The following is a 19,157-nucleotide window of genomic DNA, read 5'->3' as shown; positions in this document are numbered from 1 at the left end:
GAGCCGGGATCCATAATGACATTTATGGTTAATCAAACGATAAAAAAATTTTTACGAATATTGTCGGTCTTTTCGGTGGCAATTTTGCCGGTGCTGTTAGCTTCGCTTGGGTATGCGCAAGGGAAATACGAACAACCTATAGCGACGCCTTTGGTCATGCTAGCGGCCTTATCGGGCCTGGCCTTGGTGCCCATTGTGCTCGTGATGGGCACGTCTTTTATCAAAATCACAGTGGTGTTATCGATTGTGCGTAATGCCCTTGGCACTCAGCAAATCCCACCCAACCAAGTGATTACCGGCCTGGCCCTGATTTTAACCGTTTATATCATGGTGCCAGTGGGCCTTGAGGTTAAAAAGGTCACTGAAGATCTCGCCAAACAGCGCAGCAACCAAGGTCTTTTGTCAGAGGCCAGTTTAGGGATTTTGCTAGAGGCCGTGGATAAAGGCAAAGAACCCTTTCGGCAATTTTTAACCAGGCATACTCATCCTAAAAAAAAGGCCGTGTTTCATGAGTTGGCGTTGAAACTTCGCAAACCTGAAGATCGGGCAGGTCTTACCAATCAAGATTTTACGGTGTTGGTGCCGGCGTTTATCATTAGTGAATTGTCTGAAGCTTTTTATATTGGCTTTGTGATATTCTTGCCCTTCTTGGTGATTGATATGGTGGTGGCCAATATTCTTTTGTCGTTGGGGATGTTTCAACTTTCGCCCATTACCGTGAGTCTGCCCTTTAAACTTTTATTGTTTGTGTTGGTTGATGGTTGGCAGTTGGTAGTGAGCGGTTTAATCACGGGGTATTTGTAACATGGGGGGACCTCTAAAAACGACCCATCTGCAGAGCCTGTCCAGAGCGCAAGCGAAGGATTGCCCGCAAAGCCGCGATCCTCACGTATTTCCATATACGCTCCGGTCGCGTCTTTGCGGGCGCCTTGCATCTGGGCCCTTTTTAGAGGTCCCCTAAAATCCAAGTTATTAGAGGTGCCCATGGAAAGTTTTGTTATTTCGATTACCCAAAAGGCTTTGTATTTAACCCTTATTTTATCTGCCCCCTCCGTGGGCATTGCGCTGGTTGTGGGTTTGCTCATCAGCTTGGTGCAAGCGACCACTCAAATTCAAGAGCAAACCCTTACCTTCGTGCCTAAATTAGCCGCCGTGGTGCTCAGCTTGGTGTTATTAGGTTCTTGGATGTTGATGGAGATGGTTCGATTTACCGAATATCTCTTAAAGGCCTTTCCTCGCTATTTATGAATCCATCCGATGTTTTAAGTCAATTTGGGCTTACCCAAGGAGTCATGACCTACGTGATGACCTTTGGCCTCATGATGATGCGTATCTTAACCGCCATCACCGTGATTCCTTTTTTGGGGGGGCGCAGTATGCCCGGGCGCTTTCGCATTAGTTTGGCGCTGGCCTTGGTGATTTTTCTTTTTCCCATCGTGCAAGCCCAAATTCCCAACCCCGTACCCGATTCTTATTTTCTGATTGGGGCCTTATTTTTAAAAGAGACCTTGTTTGGTTTTTTATTAGGCTTGGTGATGGGCATGGTTTTTTACGGGGTGCAGGCAGCAGGGGCGATGGTTGATAACCAACGCCAGTTAGCCAACGCCCAAATCTTTAACCCCGGTATTGGCGCCCAAGCCACCATTTTTGGCGTTTTTTATTATGAATTCGCCGTAGTGATTTTTATTCTGGTGCAAGGCCATATCTTCTTTTTTAAAGGTTTGATCGAGAGTTTTGCCGTGGTTCCCATCTATCAATTGCCTGACTGGATGGCAGGCACTGCAGCATTACCGCGGTTGACTGATTTGCCGGTTATTAAATTAGTGGTGCGATTGTCGGCCGAAACTTTATTGATTGCTGTGCAAATGTCGGCACCCGTGCTCATTGCCATTTTCATTGCGGATCTTATTTTGGGATTGACCAATCGCATTGCCCCTATGGTGAATGTGTTTGAAATGGGGTTTAACATCAAAGGGTGGGTGGGCGCGGCCTTGGTATGGTTGAGCCTGCCGGTCATTTATGTGCAGTTGAAAGAGCTGTTTAAGCATGCTCTGGGGGGTTTTAATCAGGTCGTGCAGTGGTTCTTGGCCGGATAATTAAGAAACTTATGAAAAACTTTGAGAAGTCGGCAGAGGCTCCCTCAACCTTAAGCATTGGGGTTTCGGGTAGCCTCTTCCGACTTCTCAAAGTTTTTCATGAGTTCCTTTATTAACGCAGTGCATCAACTATTTGTTTTTATTTAGGAAATTTAGGCTGTGGCGTGGCGCAACTCCGCATGAATTAAATTCCGATAACTCTTGAGAGGAAATTTGTATTTTAGGAGATGCCCATGACACAAGCTATTAAACCCGCCTATCATCCGCCCCATTCCACGGGTCCTAGTTATTCCAAAAAGATTCAAGAAACTTCTTCTTCTTACGACTACGAAGGTGAAGGCGAGATCGAAGAGAATCAAGAAACCCAAGGGCAGTTAGAAGATTTATACCAATATGCCGCTCAAGATGTTTTGCAAGAATACTTAGCAGCTAAGTCAGCCGTGCCACCTTCTAGTTTTGTGATTATTAATGGCAAGGTTTATTCCATAGCGATGATCGAACAATACCTAGCGGCCATGCACATGCTTCCTCAAAATCTCAATCAAGGTGGCAACACCGGTCAATCGGTGGCTGGCCAGGGCACGATTCCAGAACCTGGTTTTAACAAACAAATGAACGAAGGCAATTCGGTTTATGCCCAGGCCCAAGCCATGGCGGAAGATTTAAGGGCCAAAGGTTATCCTCCCGATGTTATTTTTAATATGCTCATGCAGGCCTTTGGTAATGCCCCTGGGGTTACGCCAGAAGATTTACAATATTTTAGCCAAGGTTTTGGCGCTTATGATCCCTATGGCTCAAATCCTCAAAATCCTCAAAATCCTCAATACGCAGCTTACACAAAAGCCATGCATAATGGCCAAGGTTATCCTTACTATGACCCGTGGTTTCAATCGCAAACCACGCAAAAAATGCAGCAAGAAAGCGAGTCACTAATTCATGATGCCAAAAAACAAGAAAAGGCCATGTTGCAAAAGATGCACATCATTAAATTACAAATTGCGATGGGCGACTTTGTGGGCGCATGGTTTTCGTTGTTGGTTTTGAACGATCGCGATACTCGCGAATCGATGAAAAAGGCCTTTTCAGTTTTAGAAAAGATTCGTGATGCCAGGGCCATTCTTTTAAGGGAAATGGGCCGGATGAAACCGGTTAAACCCTATGTGGGAGACAATCCCCGGTTGCAAGCCAACAATACCTACAAGCAAATGCGTTATAACCAAATGGTTACGGTCAATACGCAGTTGTTGCAAGAATTACAGACCCCAGAGCGTGAAGTTTTAGACGGGCAAATTGCCAGCCTTAATCAATGGAATCGCCAATTATGGGAATCCTATGCCAATTTCCGAGACGCCTATTGGAGAACCACGGATCGGGTAATCCAGAAACAGTAATTTGCCTACGCAATGATTTTATTAAGCAAATTGGCGGCCTACCGTATCCCGGAGGCCGCTTTTTATTAGGAGGTAAGAAAATACAACTTGTGAAAAACCAAGGTCTAATGCTATCATAAGTATAGTATTTTCTTAGAGAAAATGGAAGTTATCGCCATGGTCCAAAAGGGAAAAGAGACGAAAAATCCCGAAGTGTCTCAATTAACCTCCGATATGAAGCGAGGCCTAGAGGCTTTTGAGGCCTTTATGGCCCATGTTGATAAAAAAGACGTGGAAGCTGCGGTTAAGCGAATGGAAGACTTTGTAGCCGGCAAAATAACCTGGGCCCAGGTGCAAGAGCTACCTAAAAAGTTTTTGGCCGACTTGGCTGAATTTGCCTATGTTCAATTTAAAAATAATCGTTTTGCCGAGGCCGAAAAGATTTTTCGTGGGCTATCTGTGATTGATCACCAACAATCTTATTACCACACCGCGCTCGGGGCCATTTATCAAAAACAATCCAAACATGCCGATTCGTTGGTTGATTATACGGTTGCCATTAACCTTAATGAGTCAGACATTGTTGCGCTGGTCAACCGTGGTGAAGTTTATTGGACCATTGGCATGGCAACGCATGCCTTAGAAGATCTTAATAAGGCAATTAATCTTGATGCAGAAAATAAAAACCCGTGGGGGAATCGGGCGCGATTTTTGCGAAAACAAATTTTAGATGCCATTGCCAAAGACCCTGACTTAATTAAAGTGGAGGAACCATGAGTGTAAATCCCGCTAATCCCGTGTATGCCAAGCCCTCCAGCCTGCAAGGTTATCTTTCAAAGGGCGGCTTAACGGTTGATACCATCGATAAAATGCTGATGGCCCAGTCGCTTGATTTGCTCATGGTGCAAAATCCGCAGATTGGTAAACTCATCGAAGCCTATTTGCGGATGGCCCAGGTTAATTTGCACAATCTCACTTCCCGAGATCGAGAGGCAGAATACAAGGCCACTTATGGCACAGTTGAAATGTATCCTATGTCGATGTTCAAAGCCTTGGAAGTGCAAGGTGAGCCGGGCAAAGATTTTCTCTTCAAAGATTTTTTAGAACAACCCGATAAATACCGCGGTTTTTATGGGTTAAAAGATGGCCAACTCAACGCCATGAAAGCGATCTTTAGTTTAGATAGTCATGGGGCATCTTTTCCAGGCACGGTAACTAGTGGCCAAACCGATGGTTCTCAAGGCAAACAAACCTGGAATCCAGCCGAAGTTGTGCCTTCTCAACAAGGGGGCGGGCAAGGGGCCATGGGTGGGGGCCAACAACAAGGTCAAGAAGAAGATGAATCACAAGCCGGGCAGGGTTTTGGTTTTAATAAGGCCATGAAAGACGGCTCAACCTTTAACAAGGCCTTTGGGTCAGCTGGCCCTGGGCCCACGCCACCACCGGGTTTTCAACCTCCCCCGAGTAGTACCAATAACAGTAATTCTTCGGGGTTTGGGATGGGGCAGTATGGGTCAGCCGAGGAATATGTAGAAGGATTAGAAGGCACGGGTTTAGAATACATGTTCGCAACATTGTTTGAAAACGAATCCAAGGCCAAAGATCTTTACACCCAAATTTTAACGCGTTTAGAAACACGCCGCCAAGCCAAGGCCAAGATTATTGAAGAGATGGGTAGCCTCGATCCAACCACTCCCGAGGGACAAAAGAAATTGCGGCAACTTCAGGCCATGTTAGAAGATTTTCAAACCACCGAGCGCCAAGATTTTGAAAAATTAAACCAGTTGCAACGGCTGATGTCGGAATATATCGAGATGGTATCGAAATTTGCTGAAACGAATTTCCGTACTCGTGAGCAAGTGATTCGTAACTGGCGCCCTGGTTGATCTTACTAAAATAAGCGGTTTTTAAAATGTCGGATGATCGATTTCATGAATTAAGCCCTGAGGAGCGGGCCAAGAGCAAGCTCCATGATCCTACGCCAGGTAGAAAAAAATACCTCATTGACCTGCTTTACAAATTTTTAACCAAATCTATTTCTTTTGCCCAATTAACCGGCCTTCCGGCCAAAGATTTATATTCTTTATCCGAAATGGGCATGGTTAAATTACAACATGGTAGGGTTGAAGAAGCGCGTAAGATTTTTGAATGTCTGGTGAAGGTCGATCATAAAAACCCTTTCTATCATTCCGCGTTAGGGGGCGTTTATCAAAAATTGGGAAGGTTTGTTGATGCGGTTTATGAATATTCTGAGGCGATCAAGTCTAACAAAGCCGACATGGCGGCCTTAGTTAACCGCGGAGAAATTTATTTACTTCACAAAAATTACCGCAAAGCCGCCGAAGATTTTCGTAGCGCCATTTTGCAAGACCCCCAAGGCAAAAATCGTTTTGCCAACCGCGCCCGTTCCCTCGTAGTTGCCATCAAACGCAGCCTGCAATTACAAAAAGAAAAAATCGACAAAGCCGGCGGCCGCATCCCCCGCAAACGCCTTAGCACTTAATGTCATTCTGAACCCAGCAGGCCCCCTGTCATTGCGAGCGAGTCCCATTGGCGAGCGTGGCAATCTTCCCTTTCATTCTTCAATTCATCTGCAAATCGGGTCACGTCTTTTCGAAGCGGGGATAGGCAAATAGAGAGCCCGCGCCCGGTCGGCTTAAGGAGGGCTAAAAAATTTTTTGTTTTTAATTGAATTAGAGTATTCCTTCGTCATCCTCTAATTCAAAAAAACAATAAAATTTTTGAGCCCTCTTACGGCCGACCTCCTGCGCTAAAAGGCTCTCTATTTGCCTATCCCCGCTTCGAAAAGACTTCTTCGTAAATATTTGCAGAGATATAAAAAGTTTTACTGAAGTGGGCTAAGGGTGTTGTCGAGAACCTTTTAGCACAGGAGTAAAGCCGTAGGAGGTTCAAAAAATTATATTATTTTTTTGAATTAGAGGATGACAGAGGAATACTCTAATTCAATAAAAATAAAAGATTTTTTGGGCCGAGTAGGCTTTACGGGTGCGGGTTCTCGACAACACCCTTAGCCCGCTTCACTAAAACTTTTTAGGTGCGGGAATTTGCAAAGGGATTTATTCTTCGTCTCGGGCGAAGAGGGCGTATTTTTTGATGAGGTTGCGTAAGTGTTTGCGGTCGATTTCGGCGACGCGGGCGGATTTAGACACGTTGTAATCGTGTTTTTTTAATAATTCTTGGATGTAATCGCGCTCAAAAAGTTCAACCACTTTTTGTTTAGCATCTTTGAAAGGTAAATTGGTATCGACCACAAAAGATTCGCTACCACCCGTGCTTGGGTGTTCTACTTCTTGAAAAACAAAAGCTAAGTGATTGGCATCAAGGTTATTGCCAGGGGCAAGGCTCACCGCCCGTTCAATGACATTGCTTAATTCACGCACATTGCCGGGCCAGGAGTAGCGTTGCAGCATTTTAAGCGCATCATCTTCCACGCGAACGATATGAAAATTTCCCTTTGGGTCTCGGTTGTAACGACCGGTTTTGAGTAATTTTTCAACGATGAGAGGGATGTCTTCGGAGCGATCACGCAAGGGAGGTAAGGTTACTTTAACAACCGATAAGCGATAGTAAAGATCTTGCCTAAAACGGCCGGCTTCGACTTCTTTTTTCAGGTCGCGGTTGGTGGCGCAAATGACTCTGACATCTAATTTAACCACTTGAGTAGACCCCACTCGGCGAACTTCGCGTTGTTCGAGGGCGCGAAGTAACTTGGGCTGTAGCTCTTCGGTGAGTTCGCCAATTTCGTCTAAAAAAATTGTTCCACCATTGGCGGCCTCAAAACCACCTTTGTGTTGTTTGACCGCCCCGGTGAAAGAACCTTTTTCGTGGCCAAACAATTCTGATTCAATGAGGTTGGGGGCCACCGCAGAACAGTCGAATACAATAAATGGTTTGTCTTTGCGCGGGCTATTATTGTGAATGGCTCTGGCAACTAATTCTTTCCCCGTGCCGGTTTCGCCTTCAATGATAACCGTGGCCAAGCTGGGGGCGATACGTTCCAACACACTGAAGATTTGCCGCATCTTGAGGCTTTTGCCCATCATTTCACCATATTCAGTTTTGGTGCTGGGTTTGATTTTGATTTTTTCATCAAAGGATTGAAATTCAATTTTCGTATTGCCGATATGAATGACATCGCCTGGGCTTAAATAAACTTGTTTAATTCTAGAATTGTTCAGCACGGTTCCGTTGGTGCTGTCGAGGTCGGAAAGCATGAAGCCATCACCGGCTAAACTCACTTCTAAGTGATAGCGGCTGATGGCATTGTCGCTTAAGACGAAATCATTGTCTTCTTTTTTGCCAATTTTAAGACTTTTGCGATTTAAGTCTACTTTCTTGCCAAGGTCGGGGCCTTCAATGACTTTTAAAACACAACGCCTTAGCGAAACCACATCGCGAGCCTCCCCCAACTCGATCAATTGTGTTTTGCCGTCACTATCTAATAAATCATTCATGAATCATTCTTTCTGCAAATTGGCGAAAAAGGATAACGATTCTTCGCCCATGGTAAACGACTTTGACCATGATTTATACCCTTTCTTGCTCACGGTTATCGAATAAGAGCGGCCGTTTTTTAAACCATTAATCTTAACCGGTGTGCTTTTAACCCCTTTGCCATTCAAGCTCACCTCAGCCCCCGTGGGATTAGAGTCAACCCGAATGGCGCCTCCCGCTGCAGGTGCTTTCAGATCAAGGGTGCCGAGCGAGCGAGTGGTGCCAGGTCTTAAAGTAACAACTTGCCTTACCGTTGCGCCGTCTTTGGTTACCGTAACATTAGCGGTCCCAGGTTGTACTTTGAACTTACCTGGAGTTGTTCCGACCATGACCCCATTAACATAAACCGATGCCCCTTTGGGGTTTGAATTGAGCGCAAGGTAAGTTTCACCCGATGCATTAACTTGATTTCCATCCGGGATGGGTTTCTTTGTAGGGTGAGGTTTTGATGTAGGTTTTGGTGTGGGTCGAATCGCAATGGGGGTTGGCTTGGGGCTGGGCTTCACCGTAGGTTTAGGGGTGGGGGGCCTTGCTTCAACTTTGGGTAAGGTACCACTGACATTCACCGTTTGATTAGCTATAACGCTTACCGATCGTGTAACGTCGTTGTATCCATTCTTGGCCAATCGTAAAGTGTAAATGCCGCCTGCTTCTAAATCGCTTAAAGTGGTGGGGGTGGATTTGTTGATAGCTTTACCATTGAGATAAATAACCGCCCCCGTTGGATTGCTGGATATGGCAATTGAGCCATATTGAATCTCTACCAAAGTTTTACTAAATTCCACCGTGTCGATCGAGTAAATGGTGATTTTTTCTTCCACCGGTTTATACTTTTCTTTCTCCAATCGAAGGGTGTAAGAATCGTGAATGGGTATGTCAGCCACCGTAGCGGGTGTGACCAATTTAGTATCTTCTCCATTCACAAAAATTTTGGCGCCGGGTGGAGTGGTTTTGACGTCAATAGAGCCAACCGGGATAACTTCTAGCTGTGGATTCAGCGACACGGGGTCGGCGCTGGGTAGTGAAAAAACTTTTGACCAAGTTTTATAGCGTTTTTTCTTCAAGGTGATTTTATAGGGTTTAAGTAATTCTAACTTGGTGAGTTCGGTGGGGGTGATCAAATTGGTATCGGCATCATCTAAAAGAATCTCCGCACCCTGTGGGGTTGAATCGATGATTAAAACCCCTTTGGGTTCTGGTTTGGGGAAAAGCCATTCTTTGATTTCTTTGCCTTTCCATAAGCCCGTGGCCCCTAGTGCCAATAATAGTGTGGCCACAACGGTCGATTTAAACCACCGCCGTTTCGTAATGGGCACTCTTTTTTCACCCTTGTCTTTTCCGCGCTTCTCACCATGCTGAGCGGTAAGCGAAGGCTCGGTGCCTTCTCCTTTGATGGCCTCTTCATGAAAGGTGTTGGTATCGGCCTTAATCGATGCTTCTGAATCCACCACGGTTTTATCAAAGTGAACCAAATTTTCTTGATTGCTAGCCTCCATGATGATGGAGCGCGTGCGGGCATCGAGGGAGGCTTCTCCCTTTTTGAGGGCGCGGTCTTCCAGTTCATTCTTAAAGAGGGACCGAGCAAGGGTTGCAATTTTGCGCGGGGTAAAATCAGAGAAGGTAGTGTAAAGATATTTGGTTAAATCAACCTGAAAATCGCCGGCATATTGGTAGCGATCCCGTGGATAATAAGCCAAGGCCTTGGCCAAAACTTTTCGTAGCGTAACGGGGACACTATCGGGAAAAGAATTTTCATTAAGCCGTGAGGTGCGAATTTTTTTTAAAACTTCAAATTGCGTTTCACCGGTAAACAATTTCTGCCCGGTTAGTAGTTCATAGAAGACAAGGCCTGCTGAAAAGATATCGGTGCGGCGGTCAACAATCTTTCCCAAGGCCTGCTCAGGAGACATGTAGCTGATTTTGCCTTTGAGAATACCCGCCAAGGTATGGCTGATATTCATAGCCGCCTTAGCGATACCAAAATCCACAATCTTAACTTCACCTTCGTAGCTCACCAAAATATTTTGTGGGCTAACATCACGGTGCACGATCGACAGTGGATTGCCATCCGGATCTTTTTTGGTATGGGCATAGTCTAAGCCTTTGCAAACCTCGCTGATAATATAAACTGCTAATTCTTGTTCGATAGGCTGATTGAGTTCTTTGAGCCGGTTGATGATTTGGCGCAAGTTGACCCCATCGATGAATTCCATGGAGATAAAGTAGTCGTCGCCAACTTTTCCTAAATCATAAACTTGCACAACGTTGGTGTGAGAAAGAAGCACCGAAAGTTTGGCTTCATCCACCAACATGTTAATAAATTCTTTATCAACGCTCGTGTGGGGAAGGATGCGCTTAATAACCAGCAATTTTTCAAAACCATCCACGCCGTAAGTCTTGGCCTTGTAGATTTCGGCCATGCCCCCGGTGGCTAGCTTTTCAACAAGAAAATATTTTCCAAAAGGTTTAGGTTGAAACTTTTCCATAGTTGCTTAAGAAGCCAATACTCGAATTAAAAATCCTAAAAATAATATGATGGCTGAAAGTAAACTTCCGATGACCAAATTAAAAGGTGTTAGCCAACTTATTCCCATGATGCCTTGGTGAGCATGAGGGTTATCAGTAAGTGGGATTGTGCGTGCCATATTTTTAGGGCGAAATAGCCCCACTGTCATCAACGAAGAACCTTTAAAAATTTGGTCAATGGCAACGGGTTCGCCGGGTTTTTTGCCTAGATAGCCCATACCTTCTTCGCGCCCCACCGCAATTCTAACGCCTTTTTCAACACTGCCATCCGAAAAACAAATGTCGACTTCGAGCGTGGCAGAGGTGCCTTGTGTGCTAACACTTCTAAATACAAAGGCGTCCACCTGTTCTTTTTCCAAGTCATGGTTTTCATAATTCTTAGGGTTATTTTGAACCAGTTTAGTAAAATCAGAAAACTCCTCAAACTCGGCGCGATATTCCCGGCCCCGCTCTTGGTCATCCCTCTGGTTGCGATTGCGTTGTTCTTTGTCTTCATCAGACTTGTTGAGTGCATCGACTGCCCAATAATTTTCCTTCGGTATCTTTGGTATCTTATCAACCACTAAACAAACCTTTTCCTTATAAAAATCAATAAGTTATATTGATTTTGGAGCCCTGCCGAGTATTGTGAAACCGCACTTGAAATTCTAAGGGAAAATAGCAAAAAAACAAAGCAAAATCTTAGAGTTAAGAAATGTGGGGACTTTTGTCCTCTGGGGGGGCCTGCGATAAAAACCCCCTTGAGTCCCACTGTGTAACTGTATATAGCAGGCAATGAGGGAGGTAATTGATAATGAGTGCCAGGTCTAAAAATGTCATTGCGAGGAATGTCATCCCCGCGAAGGCGGGGACCCATGATAACAGAAGCAATCTTCTATTTTATCTCTGCTTTCTTCTTCTTTTCTTTGTTTCCTGCACCACCCCATCAACGCCATCCGACACCTTATCCATCGCCATCCCCAGCCAATGGAGCCAAGACCTAAACGCCCAAGCCACCCCCTGGCTAGCCGCCCAACTACGCGTTTACGAATTGCCCGCCCAAACCAAAGTCCACGATACCACCATGGAGGTCGATGAAGTAAACGGCACCGTAAAAGCCAAAAGCTTCAAACTCCCCGGCGGTAAAACCTACAAATTCATCATCGAGTTTCAATATCTAACCTCAGGCAATGCCATAGCCTTCGCCTACGCCGAAGTAGAACAAGCCATCGGCGATGGCAACGCCGAAACCGTAAGCTTCATCAGCTCAGACATTCGCTACGAAGTCGACAAACAAGATCCGAATATCAGTGCCTCCATTAGCCAAGGCATTTTGCCCGATTTAGACCCCGACAACGATGGGTGGAGCACGTACCAAGAATTGAAAGATAAAGTCAGCCCTATTAGCAAAGACAGCCAACCTATCAAACCCACCCTTAACATCAGCACCCAACAAGAAGGCACAGACCTGCTTATTACACTCGAAGGCGAAGACAATGCGCATGTAGAGTCATTAAAAGTCACAGACCCTATCTGTGGGATTAAACAAGAAAGCGAAACGCAAGGTGCCAACAACAATAAAGTCACCAAGAAAATCGTTTATCGCTTAGATTTATTGAGTGTCTCGGCCAAACTAAAAAACTTACGCAATATTAAAGCGATTGTCAGCGATGGAGTGAACAGTGACCAAGGAATGAACCAAGATGAAGGGTTTAAAATCGAGGCAATCAGCAGCAATCAATCGCGCCCAAGCTTTGCCTTTAGCGATCCTGAGCTCAATTCCGAGTTGGAAGGGTTTCAAACCTTGAAGGGGATAGCCTGTGCTAGAGATGAGGTGAAGGGGGTTAGTCTTCAACATAATGGAGATGCGCTTACGGGCCATACCACCGAACAAAATGAAAACCTTTTGGGAGAAATGGAAGTGACGTTTAGCCAAGTTGACACCGAAAAATTACCGGATGGAGTCGTGAATTTAGAAGTGGAAGTGACCGATGATAAAGATCGTACTGGGATAGGCAAGGGGCAATATCAGGTAACGAACAGCAGCCCCATTAAGGTCGCTTATCCCAAGGGGAGGAAATGGGTGTTTGGAAAAGAAGTTATAGAATTTAATATTGTGAATCAACCGCAAGTGAGCCTTATTTCAGTAAAAGGGCCTATAGGGGCATTGGCACCTGTTTCAAGTAACCCCGCTAGTGCGATTTATACCTTAGATGTAAGTAACGCCAACGAAGGGGATTCGATTACCGTCAATGTTACAACGAAATTATTGGATGGGACAAAAGGGCCTGCTCGCCCCATCACCTTCAAGGTGCGCAATCAGCCCAAGCTCAAGGTTTATAAGGCAGGGGAATTATGGAAGGGATGGAAGGGTAAAATAAGTTATGAGATTGAAAACGTAAGTGCCGAAACCATTAAGATCAACCAAAAAGTTTTACAACCCTTAAAAGGAGAAGCGGGTAATCCCCCGATTTGCGTAGAAGATAGCTTTATGGAGGGGATTATAACTTGCAAGGGAGAACTACCAATCATAGCAGATGAGCCACAGACCTATCTTTTAGAAGCAAGTCGTGCCAAGACATTCAACGATGACTGTGGTGGTGATCGATGTAAATCCAGCGAAGACATCACGCCACCCATACAAACCCTCAACTCCAATCCTCCAAAATACGGCGTGATTAGCAATTTTCCAGGTGAAACAAGGCCCAAGCATGAACTGGCGTTGCCTGAAAATAATAAGGAATACCGAATCAGAGCGATTGAATTAGATAACAACGGCCAAGAGACCGCAACAATACCGATTGATGAAAAGAAAACCGGTGGAGAAACCCTTGATTTAGACGATCTAGACCCACGCAAGGATTACAAATTCAAAGTCGAAGAGACCAGTGGCAGTCAAATTCTCAACACTTTAGAAAAAATCGTAACCACGGGTGATGCAGGTCTGGTGCTATGGTTGCGGTTCAACGAAGATCCAAAAGGCCCTCCCTGTGCCGAACAAGACGACCCAAGCAAGACCATCTGCGACTACAGCGGCAACAACAACCACGGCATTCCACAAGGCGCCCCCGAGTGGCTTGAGCCCCCACAATCGGGCATTCTAGATGGCGCGTTAAAATTTGATGGGGTGGATGATTATGTAGAAATTCCCAATTCAGCAAGTCTGAATCCCCCCTCTGTGAGCATACAAGCCAAAATAGAAATTTTGGGAATTGTCAATGGAGGGCACCAGGAAATTATCGATAAAAGAATGTCTGTTATTAATGGAGAATTGTCTGCTGGTTTTGGCTACGAATTAAGGGCAATGGGGGATGTTCCCCCATTAGATGCAGTAGTAATTATTGCTTCTGATGACCCCCAGAGTAGTATGGGTATGGTTAAAAATAGCATATTAGCTTTGAATACAAGCTATGTATTAACCGCGACATATGATGATGTAGCAAAAAAAATATGTCTTTATAGAAATGAAAAGCTGATGGATGTTTGTGATGATGCCCCTGGGACTAATCCTAGAACCATTCCTTCTTCCAGTTCTGCTTTTGTTAGTAAGCGTTCTTTTGGTCATCCTGCGCCACCGTGGTTTAACGGAAATATTGATGAGATTTCTTTATATAACCGCCCGCTCTTTGCCGAAGAAGTCAATGAACATTACCTTTCCAGTAGTGGCGACTAACCTTTTTAAGTCGTCAACTTATTACATAAAAACACTTGAGCCCATTTTCAAGTCGCCGAGGATTTCTAAAACTAAAGTTTAACATTGACATTTTGCTCTATATTGGTACAATAAAACCAATATTATGAAAGCCAAGGTGGTTTATTGGCATAAAGCTCGTTTGAAAAATCGGTACATTCTTGAAATGGAAATTCACAAGATAAGCCGATCTAGGAGGTACCCTAAAGGGATAAAATATGGCCTCATCTTAGTCGATCAAAGAAGTGGTAAGCGTGTTTTGATGGATAATCATTATTCCAAAGGTCCACATATCCACGTGAACAAAACCGAACTGCCCTATCATTTTATTAATGAAGATCAGTTAGTCCAAGATTTTAAAATTTTAGTCTTTGAACAAATGGGAGTTAAATTATGAGACATCTTATTATTTCTTTAAAAAATTCAGCGGAAATTTTAAATGATTTTAAAAAAGCCTTTCGTATGGCAAAGCGGGCCAAATTAAAATCTCCTCGTTACGAAATAAGTTTTGACAATAAAAAAGATTTTGACCGATTTATCCTTAACTTGCCTATTTTAAAATACGTGTTGTTATTTAAGCCAAAGTCGGTTTACGAATTGGCGAAAATAACCAAAATGGATGTATCGAATCTCAATAAAGTCATTTTGTTTTTTGAGGAAATTGGGGCAATTAAAGTCAAAACGACCAAAGTTTCTGGGCGTAATGTAAAAATGCCTATCGTTGAATATGACACGATTGAATTTAATTTAGCGGCATGATTTCTTCATCTTCATGTTAATGTTACTTCCCAAGATAGATAAATCCCCCTGTGGACATGAACATTTAAACTCCCCCCAAACTTTGAGTGGCCATTTGAGTCAAATAAACCAGTAGATTATCCACAAAGATGAGGATGAAAAGCAAAATAAGGGGTGAGAAGTCAAAGCCGGTTTTAAACCAGCCGCGGGGCAAACGCCGACGAATTTGCGATAAAAGGGGTTCGGTTAATTGGCGTAAAACTCGAACAATGGGGTTGTAGGGGTCGGGATTGACCCAACTAAGAAGCACAGTCGCAGCTAACACCAGGCTATAAATATTGATCAGCAAGTGTACGATTTGGGTCACGGATTGTAAAAGCATCACCAAAAAACTCATTTTTACTAAGGAGATCATAGTCTACTATACATATGACACAGGATCATGAGCCGAGACAAGGAAGATGAGCAAAAAATTCGGAGGCGTGGCCTAAGCCACGTTGATGAATTTTTTGTGAAATCTGACGCAGTCGTAGGCCATGAGCCGAAGTCAGATGTGTAGTAGACTATGATCTCCTTAGTAAGACTCCTCAGCAATTTCAATAGCTCGTTGATAAGCGGCCCGCAAGGTTTTGGCCAAAATTTTATCCAAGGCTGCGCTTTGTGCTAAAACTTTAAGCCCTGCTAATGTCGTGCCGCGTTTGCTGGCTACTTGTGCGATTAAGCTCGCAGGGTCAGGTTCGCGTTGCAACATATGAGCCGCGCCTAATAAAGTTTGAACGACAAGTTTTTGTCCCATGGTCTTGCTGAGGCCAATTTTTTGAGCACCTTTCATCATGGCCATGGCAAAACGATAAACAAAGGCTGGCCCGCTGCCTGATAAAGCCGTCACCCCGTTCAGCTGGCCTTCCCGTTGCACCGTGTAAACTTCGCCAACACTTTTAAAAATTTTTAATACCGTGGTTTGAGAAGCAATTGAAACCCCTGCAGGGAAATAAATCCCTGTCATGCCATAACCAATCATAGCCGGCGTGTTGGGCATCACCCGCACCCAATGCGCTTGGGGCACAAGTTTTTTAAGTTTAGCCAGAGTTACCCCAGCCGCAATCGAGATCATCAAGGTGTTGGGTTGAATAACCTCGCGACAACTCTCCAACGCCGTTTGAATGTCATAGGGCTTCACCGCTAAGATCAAAACATTGCAATGACGGGCCAGCTCAGCATTAGAAGTTGCCCACTGCACTTTACGATTAGGCTTAGCGTAAGGGTCATGGGCCCATAAGTTTTTGTTGGGCAGTAGCCCTTGTTCTAACACACGGTTGGCAATGGCTTGAGCCATTTTGCCAAAACCAATAAATCCGATTTTAGTTTTCTTTTTCACGCGCGTGCTCCAAACAATGCAGTCCCCAACCGAACCCACGTGGCACCTTCTTCAATCGCTATTTCAAAATCATGGCTCATGCCCATGGAGAGTTCAGACAAAGGAGTAGGGAAATCATTATGCTGATTGGCCTCATCAAGCAAACATTTTAATTGGCGAAAGAGGGCGCGGTTTTTTTCAGGATCTTCTGCCAACGGTGGGATGAGCATGAAGCCTTGTATTTGCACATGCTCTAGCCTGGCTAAAGAGCCCTTTTCTTGTTGGTAGGTTTTTAGAGCGTAACCCCACTTTTGAACTTCTCCACCCAAATTTAATTGCAGCAATACGGGTTGGCAAATGCGCAATGTTTCAGCTTGGCGATCAATGGTGCGGGCCAATGCCAGCGAATCAACAGAATGAATTAGTTTGCAATGCCCCACGACTTTTTTAACTTTGTTAGACTGAAGATGCCCAATTAAATGCCAATTTAAGGAAAGATCTTTAAGTTCATTTTGTTTTTCAACCCATTCTTGCACATAATTTTCTCCAAAATCTCGGCAACCCAAAGCATAAACTTGGCGAATGGCTTCGCTACTTTGCGATTTGCTAACGGCGAGCAACTTTACCAACCCAAAATTTCTTTGAGCGCGTTCACAAGCTTGTAAAATTTTGCTTTGAATCAGGTCCCATGGGTAGGTAAAAGAATTCATAGATAAATTCTTATCATTCAGATATAAAAAAATGCAATTATGAATCATTTCATACATGGATCCCGGGTCAAGCCCGGGATGACGCAGTGCCGTCCTGCTGGGTTCAGAATGACATTAATAGGGGCTCTTTTAATCATTTTTCTTTTTAATACTGCTTGTTTCTTTGGCGGTGGCAAACACAGTGGCAAGGTCAAAGGCTATTCGCATGGCGTTGTGATCACCCAAGTGGGTCGTTATAAAGTAGGGCCCTTGGGCAAGGCTTGGGTGCGCAAACATTATATTGGTGGTGCGATTACTTTTTACAATCGTGAAACCCAATCCTCAATTTCTACCCAATCTTATTGCGATCAAGCCACCACCGATATTGGCCTAGAATTTCTCATTAAAGATTTTTTTTACGGCCTCACTAACCTTAAAACCCTTTATCGCCACGAATTTATTTTAGATGGTCGCGAGGCTTTACGCCTGCGTTATTCCGGTAAACTCGATGGCTTGCCGGCACTGGTCGATGCGGTTTCTGTTAAAAAAAATCAATGCCTCATCGATTTTTATTTGGTTTCCTCCCCCGAAGCTTATTCGCAGAACGTTGCTAGTTTCGAAGATTTTTTTAAAGGTTTCACCTTACTCGAGAAACGGGAATGAATCTTAAACCTCAATTGCTTCAAATCAGTTTAATTCTGGGCCGTGGCATCACTCATTTGCTCAATACGATCGGAGGGCTTTCTCAGCTCGTTGGGGAAATTTTTGCCGTTTTATTTAAACGTTCTATGGAATTTGGTGCGGTGCTTCGGCAGTTTGAATTTGTAGGAGTGCGCAGCTTTGGGTTGGTTGGAATTATCTCGGTGTTTACCGGCATGGTGCTTTCGTTGCAATTTATTGTGGGGTTATCCCGGTTTGGTTTAGAAATTTACACCGGTCAAATTGTAGGCGTGAGCATTACGCGCGAATTAGGGCCCGTGCTAACCGCCCTCATGATTGCTGCCCGTGCCGGCGCTGGTATTACAGCAGAACTAGGTTCCATGGCCATTACCGAGCAAATCCTAGCCATCGAGGCCATGGGTGCCGACCCTATTCAAAAATTGGTTATCCCGCGGGTGATTGCCACCACGTTGTGCACTCCGCTCTTAACCGTGATGGGCGATTTTCTGGGTATTTTAGGCGGCATGGTGGTTTCATCGGTAGAAACAGGTACCGGGTCTCAATTTTTCTTGAATCAAATCACCCAAGCCGTCGAGTTGTATGACTTTGGTAGTGGGGTAGGCAAGTCGTTCTTTTTTGGTTTTTTTATTGGGGTGATTGCTTGTTACCAAGGGATGAATACACGTGGCGGAGGGGCGGGCGTGGGGATTTCTACCACTCAATCCGTTGTCGTTGCAGCCATTACGATCTTTGTCTCTGACTTTTTCTTAACTAAATTATTCTTACTCTTTTAGGTTGTTGCATGGGCGTGCTGATTTCATTTCAAAACGTTGATAAAGCCTTTGGCTCAAACTTGGTATACCAGGGGCTCAACTTAGAGATTCAGCAAGGTGAAACGATAACCGTGTTAGGTGGGTCGGGCACGGGCAAAAGTGTGCTCTTAAAAATGTTATTAGGTTTATTACCCCCTGATCGTGGAAATATTTTTTTTAACAATCTTAATATTACTCAGTGCAAAAAAAAACAACTCATTGAAATTCGTCGGCGGATGGGCATGCTCTTTCAAGGGGCAGCCCTTTTTGATTCGCTCAATGTTTTTGAAAATATTGCCTATCCTTTACGCGAGCATTTTGATTACTCGGAAGAAAAAATTCGTTCGATTGTGCAAGAAAAACTAGAAATGGTAGGGTTGCCCGGTTCTGAAAAAATAATGCCGGCCGATTTATCGGGAGGGATGAAAAAACGGGTGGGGTTGGCCCGGGCCATTGCCACCGATCCTCAAGTGATTCTTTATGACGAACCCACCACGGGCCTAGATCCTGCAAATATAGGTCGGATCGATCAACTCATTTTACGCATGCAAGAAAAATTAAAAGTTACGAGCATTGTCGTAACCCATGATTTGCCCAGTGCGTTTCGGATTTCTAATCGTTTAGCTTTAGTGTATAACCGAAAAATTGAATTCGTGGGCGCGGTAGAAGAATTTAAAAATTCTAAAAATAAAGCGGTTACCGATTTTTGTGTTTAATTAGTAAC

19 protein-coding genes are annotated in these 19,157 nt (G+C 44.4%); 13 read left to right on the top strand and 6 right to left on the bottom strand.

The genetic code is table 11. The features are described 5' to 3' along the window. Positions 1 to 24: 24 nt before the first annotated feature. The 7 genes from sctR to HYU97_10615 all read left to right on the top strand — a co-directional run bounded on the left by sctR (position 25) and on the right by HYU97_10615 (position 5,969). Complete coding sequence (gene sctR, locus HYU97_10645) at positions 25 to 804, top strand: type III secretion system export apparatus subunit SctR (protein MBI2337203.1); 780 nt, start codon at positions 25 to 27, stop codon at positions 802 to 804. Between the two features lie 180 nt (positions 805 to 984). Further along, the gene (fliQ, locus tag HYU97_10640; GenBank protein MBI2337202.1) at positions 985 to 1,248 is read left to right on the top strand and encodes a flagellar biosynthesis protein FliQ; all 264 of its coding nucleotides are present in this window, start codon (positions 985 to 987) and stop codon (positions 1,246 to 1,248) included. Continuing rightward, positions 1,245 to 2,096 (top strand): flagellar biosynthetic protein FliR, encoded by an 852-nt coding sequence (locus HYU97_10635; GenBank protein ID MBI2337201.1) that lies wholly within the window; start codon positions 1,245 to 1,247, stop codon positions 2,094 to 2,096. The genes fliQ and HYU97_10635 overlap by 4 nt, the downstream gene beginning before the upstream one ends. Positions 2,097 to 2,329: 233 nt before the next feature. Continuing rightward, on the top strand, positions 2,330 to 3,487 hold the full coding sequence (locus HYU97_10630; GenBank protein MBI2337200.1) for a hypothetical protein: 1,158 nt from the start codon (positions 2,330 to 2,332) through the stop codon (positions 3,485 to 3,487). Between the two features lie 141 nt (positions 3,488 to 3,628). Then, entirely contained in the window at positions 3,629 to 4,243 is a 615-nt protein-coding gene (locus tag HYU97_10625; GenBank protein ID MBI2337199.1) for a hypothetical protein, read from the top strand. Further along, positions 4,240 to 5,352, top strand: coding sequence for a hypothetical protein (locus HYU97_10620; GenBank protein ID MBI2337198.1), 1,113 nt, complete (start codon positions 4,240 to 4,242; stop codon positions 5,350 to 5,352). The genes HYU97_10625 and HYU97_10620 overlap by 4 nt, the downstream gene beginning before the upstream one ends. Positions 5,353 to 5,378: 26 nt before the next feature. Then, a complete protein-coding gene (locus HYU97_10615) occupies positions 5,379 to 5,969 on the top strand; it encodes a tetratricopeptide repeat protein (GenBank protein MBI2337197.1) in 591 nt (196 codons plus the stop codon). Positions 5,970 to 6,543: 574 nt separating this feature from the next. Here HYU97_10615 and HYU97_10610 read toward each other — a convergent pair. Genes HYU97_10610 through HYU97_10600 form a run of 3 tightly spaced genes read right to left on the bottom strand, consistent with a single transcriptional unit; the run spans position 6,544 to position 11,070 of the window. Further along, complete coding sequence (locus tag HYU97_10610; GenBank protein ID MBI2337196.1) at positions 6,544 to 7,941, bottom strand: sigma 54-interacting transcriptional regulator; 1,398 nt, start codon at positions 7,939 to 7,941, stop codon at positions 6,544 to 6,546. Between the two features lie 3 nt (positions 7,942 to 7,944). Continuing rightward, complete coding sequence (locus HYU97_10605; GenBank protein MBI2337195.1) at positions 7,945 to 10,467, bottom strand: serine/threonine protein kinase; 2,523 nt, start codon at positions 10,465 to 10,467, stop codon at positions 7,945 to 7,947. A 6-nt stretch (positions 10,468 to 10,473) separates the two neighbouring features. After that, the gene (locus tag HYU97_10600) at positions 10,474 to 11,070 is read right to left on the bottom strand and encodes a hypothetical protein (protein ID MBI2337194.1); all 597 of its coding nucleotides are present in this window, start codon (positions 11,068 to 11,070) and stop codon (positions 10,474 to 10,476) included. Positions 11,071 to 11,300: 230 nt separating this feature from the next. Between HYU97_10600 and HYU97_10595 the strand changes: the two genes are divergently transcribed. The 3 genes from HYU97_10595 (at position 11,301) to HYU97_10585 (ending at position 14,936) form a co-directional block, all read left to right on the top strand. Then, entirely contained in the window at positions 11,301 to 14,159 is a 2,859-nt protein-coding gene (locus tag HYU97_10595; GenBank protein MBI2337193.1) for a hypothetical protein, read from the top strand. A 124-nt stretch (positions 14,160 to 14,283) separates the two neighbouring features. Beyond that, positions 14,284 to 14,574: a hypothetical protein gene (locus tag HYU97_10590; protein MBI2337192.1), complete on the top strand. Its 291-nt coding sequence runs from the start codon at positions 14,284 to 14,286 to the stop codon at positions 14,572 to 14,574. Then, positions 14,571 to 14,936, top strand: a complete 366-nt coding sequence (locus HYU97_10585; GenBank protein MBI2337191.1) for a hypothetical protein — start codon at positions 14,571 to 14,573, stop codon at positions 14,934 to 14,936. The genes HYU97_10590 and HYU97_10585 overlap by 4 nt, the downstream gene beginning before the upstream one ends. Before the next feature lie 64 nt (positions 14,937 to 15,000). On the opposite strand, the gene HYU97_10580 is transcribed toward HYU97_10585, so the two are convergent. From HYU97_10580 to HYU97_10570, 3 genes are all read right to left on the bottom strand, one after another. Beyond that, positions 15,001 to 15,312: a YggT family protein gene (locus HYU97_10580; GenBank protein MBI2337190.1), complete on the bottom strand. Its 312-nt coding sequence runs from the start codon at positions 15,310 to 15,312 to the stop codon at positions 15,001 to 15,003. A 177-nt stretch (positions 15,313 to 15,489) separates the two neighbouring features. Next, on the bottom strand, positions 15,490 to 16,293 hold the full coding sequence (gene proC / locus HYU97_10575; protein MBI2337189.1) for a pyrroline-5-carboxylate reductase: 804 nt from the start codon (positions 16,291 to 16,293) through the stop codon (positions 15,490 to 15,492). After that, complete coding sequence (locus tag HYU97_10570; protein MBI2337188.1) at positions 16,290 to 16,982, bottom strand: YggS family pyridoxal phosphate-dependent enzyme; 693 nt, start codon at positions 16,980 to 16,982, stop codon at positions 16,290 to 16,292. Before HYU97_10570 ends, proC begins: the two co-directional genes overlap by 4 nt. Before the next feature lie 108 nt (positions 16,983 to 17,090). Here HYU97_10570 and HYU97_10565 point away from each other — a divergent pair, with 108 nt between their 5' ends. From HYU97_10565 to HYU97_10555, 3 genes are read left to right on the top strand one after another with little or no spacing between them, the layout of a single operon-like run. Next, a complete protein-coding gene (locus tag HYU97_10565) occupies positions 17,091 to 17,624 on the top strand; it encodes a hypothetical protein (GenBank protein MBI2337187.1) in 534 nt (177 codons plus the stop codon). Further along, positions 17,621 to 18,415, top strand: a complete 795-nt coding sequence (locus HYU97_10560) for an ABC transporter permease (protein MBI2337186.1) — start codon at positions 17,621 to 17,623, stop codon at positions 18,413 to 18,415. Before HYU97_10565 ends, HYU97_10560 begins: the two co-directional genes overlap by 4 nt. A gap of 8 nt (positions 18,416 to 18,423) precedes the next feature. After that, the gene (locus HYU97_10555) at positions 18,424 to 19,149 is read left to right on the top strand and encodes an ABC transporter ATP-binding protein (GenBank protein MBI2337185.1); all 726 of its coding nucleotides are present in this window, start codon (positions 18,424 to 18,426) and stop codon (positions 19,147 to 19,149) included. The last annotated feature ends 8 nt before the right edge of the window (positions 19,150 to 19,157 follow it).

It is taken from the genome of Deltaproteobacteria bacterium (genome assembly GCA_016183235.1).
Lineage (GTDB): Bacteria > UBA10199 > UBA10199 > DSSB01 > JACPFA01 > JACPFA01.
The sequence above is the reverse complement of the archived record's forward strand: the minus strand, read 5'-3'. Positions and strand labels throughout refer to the sequence as shown.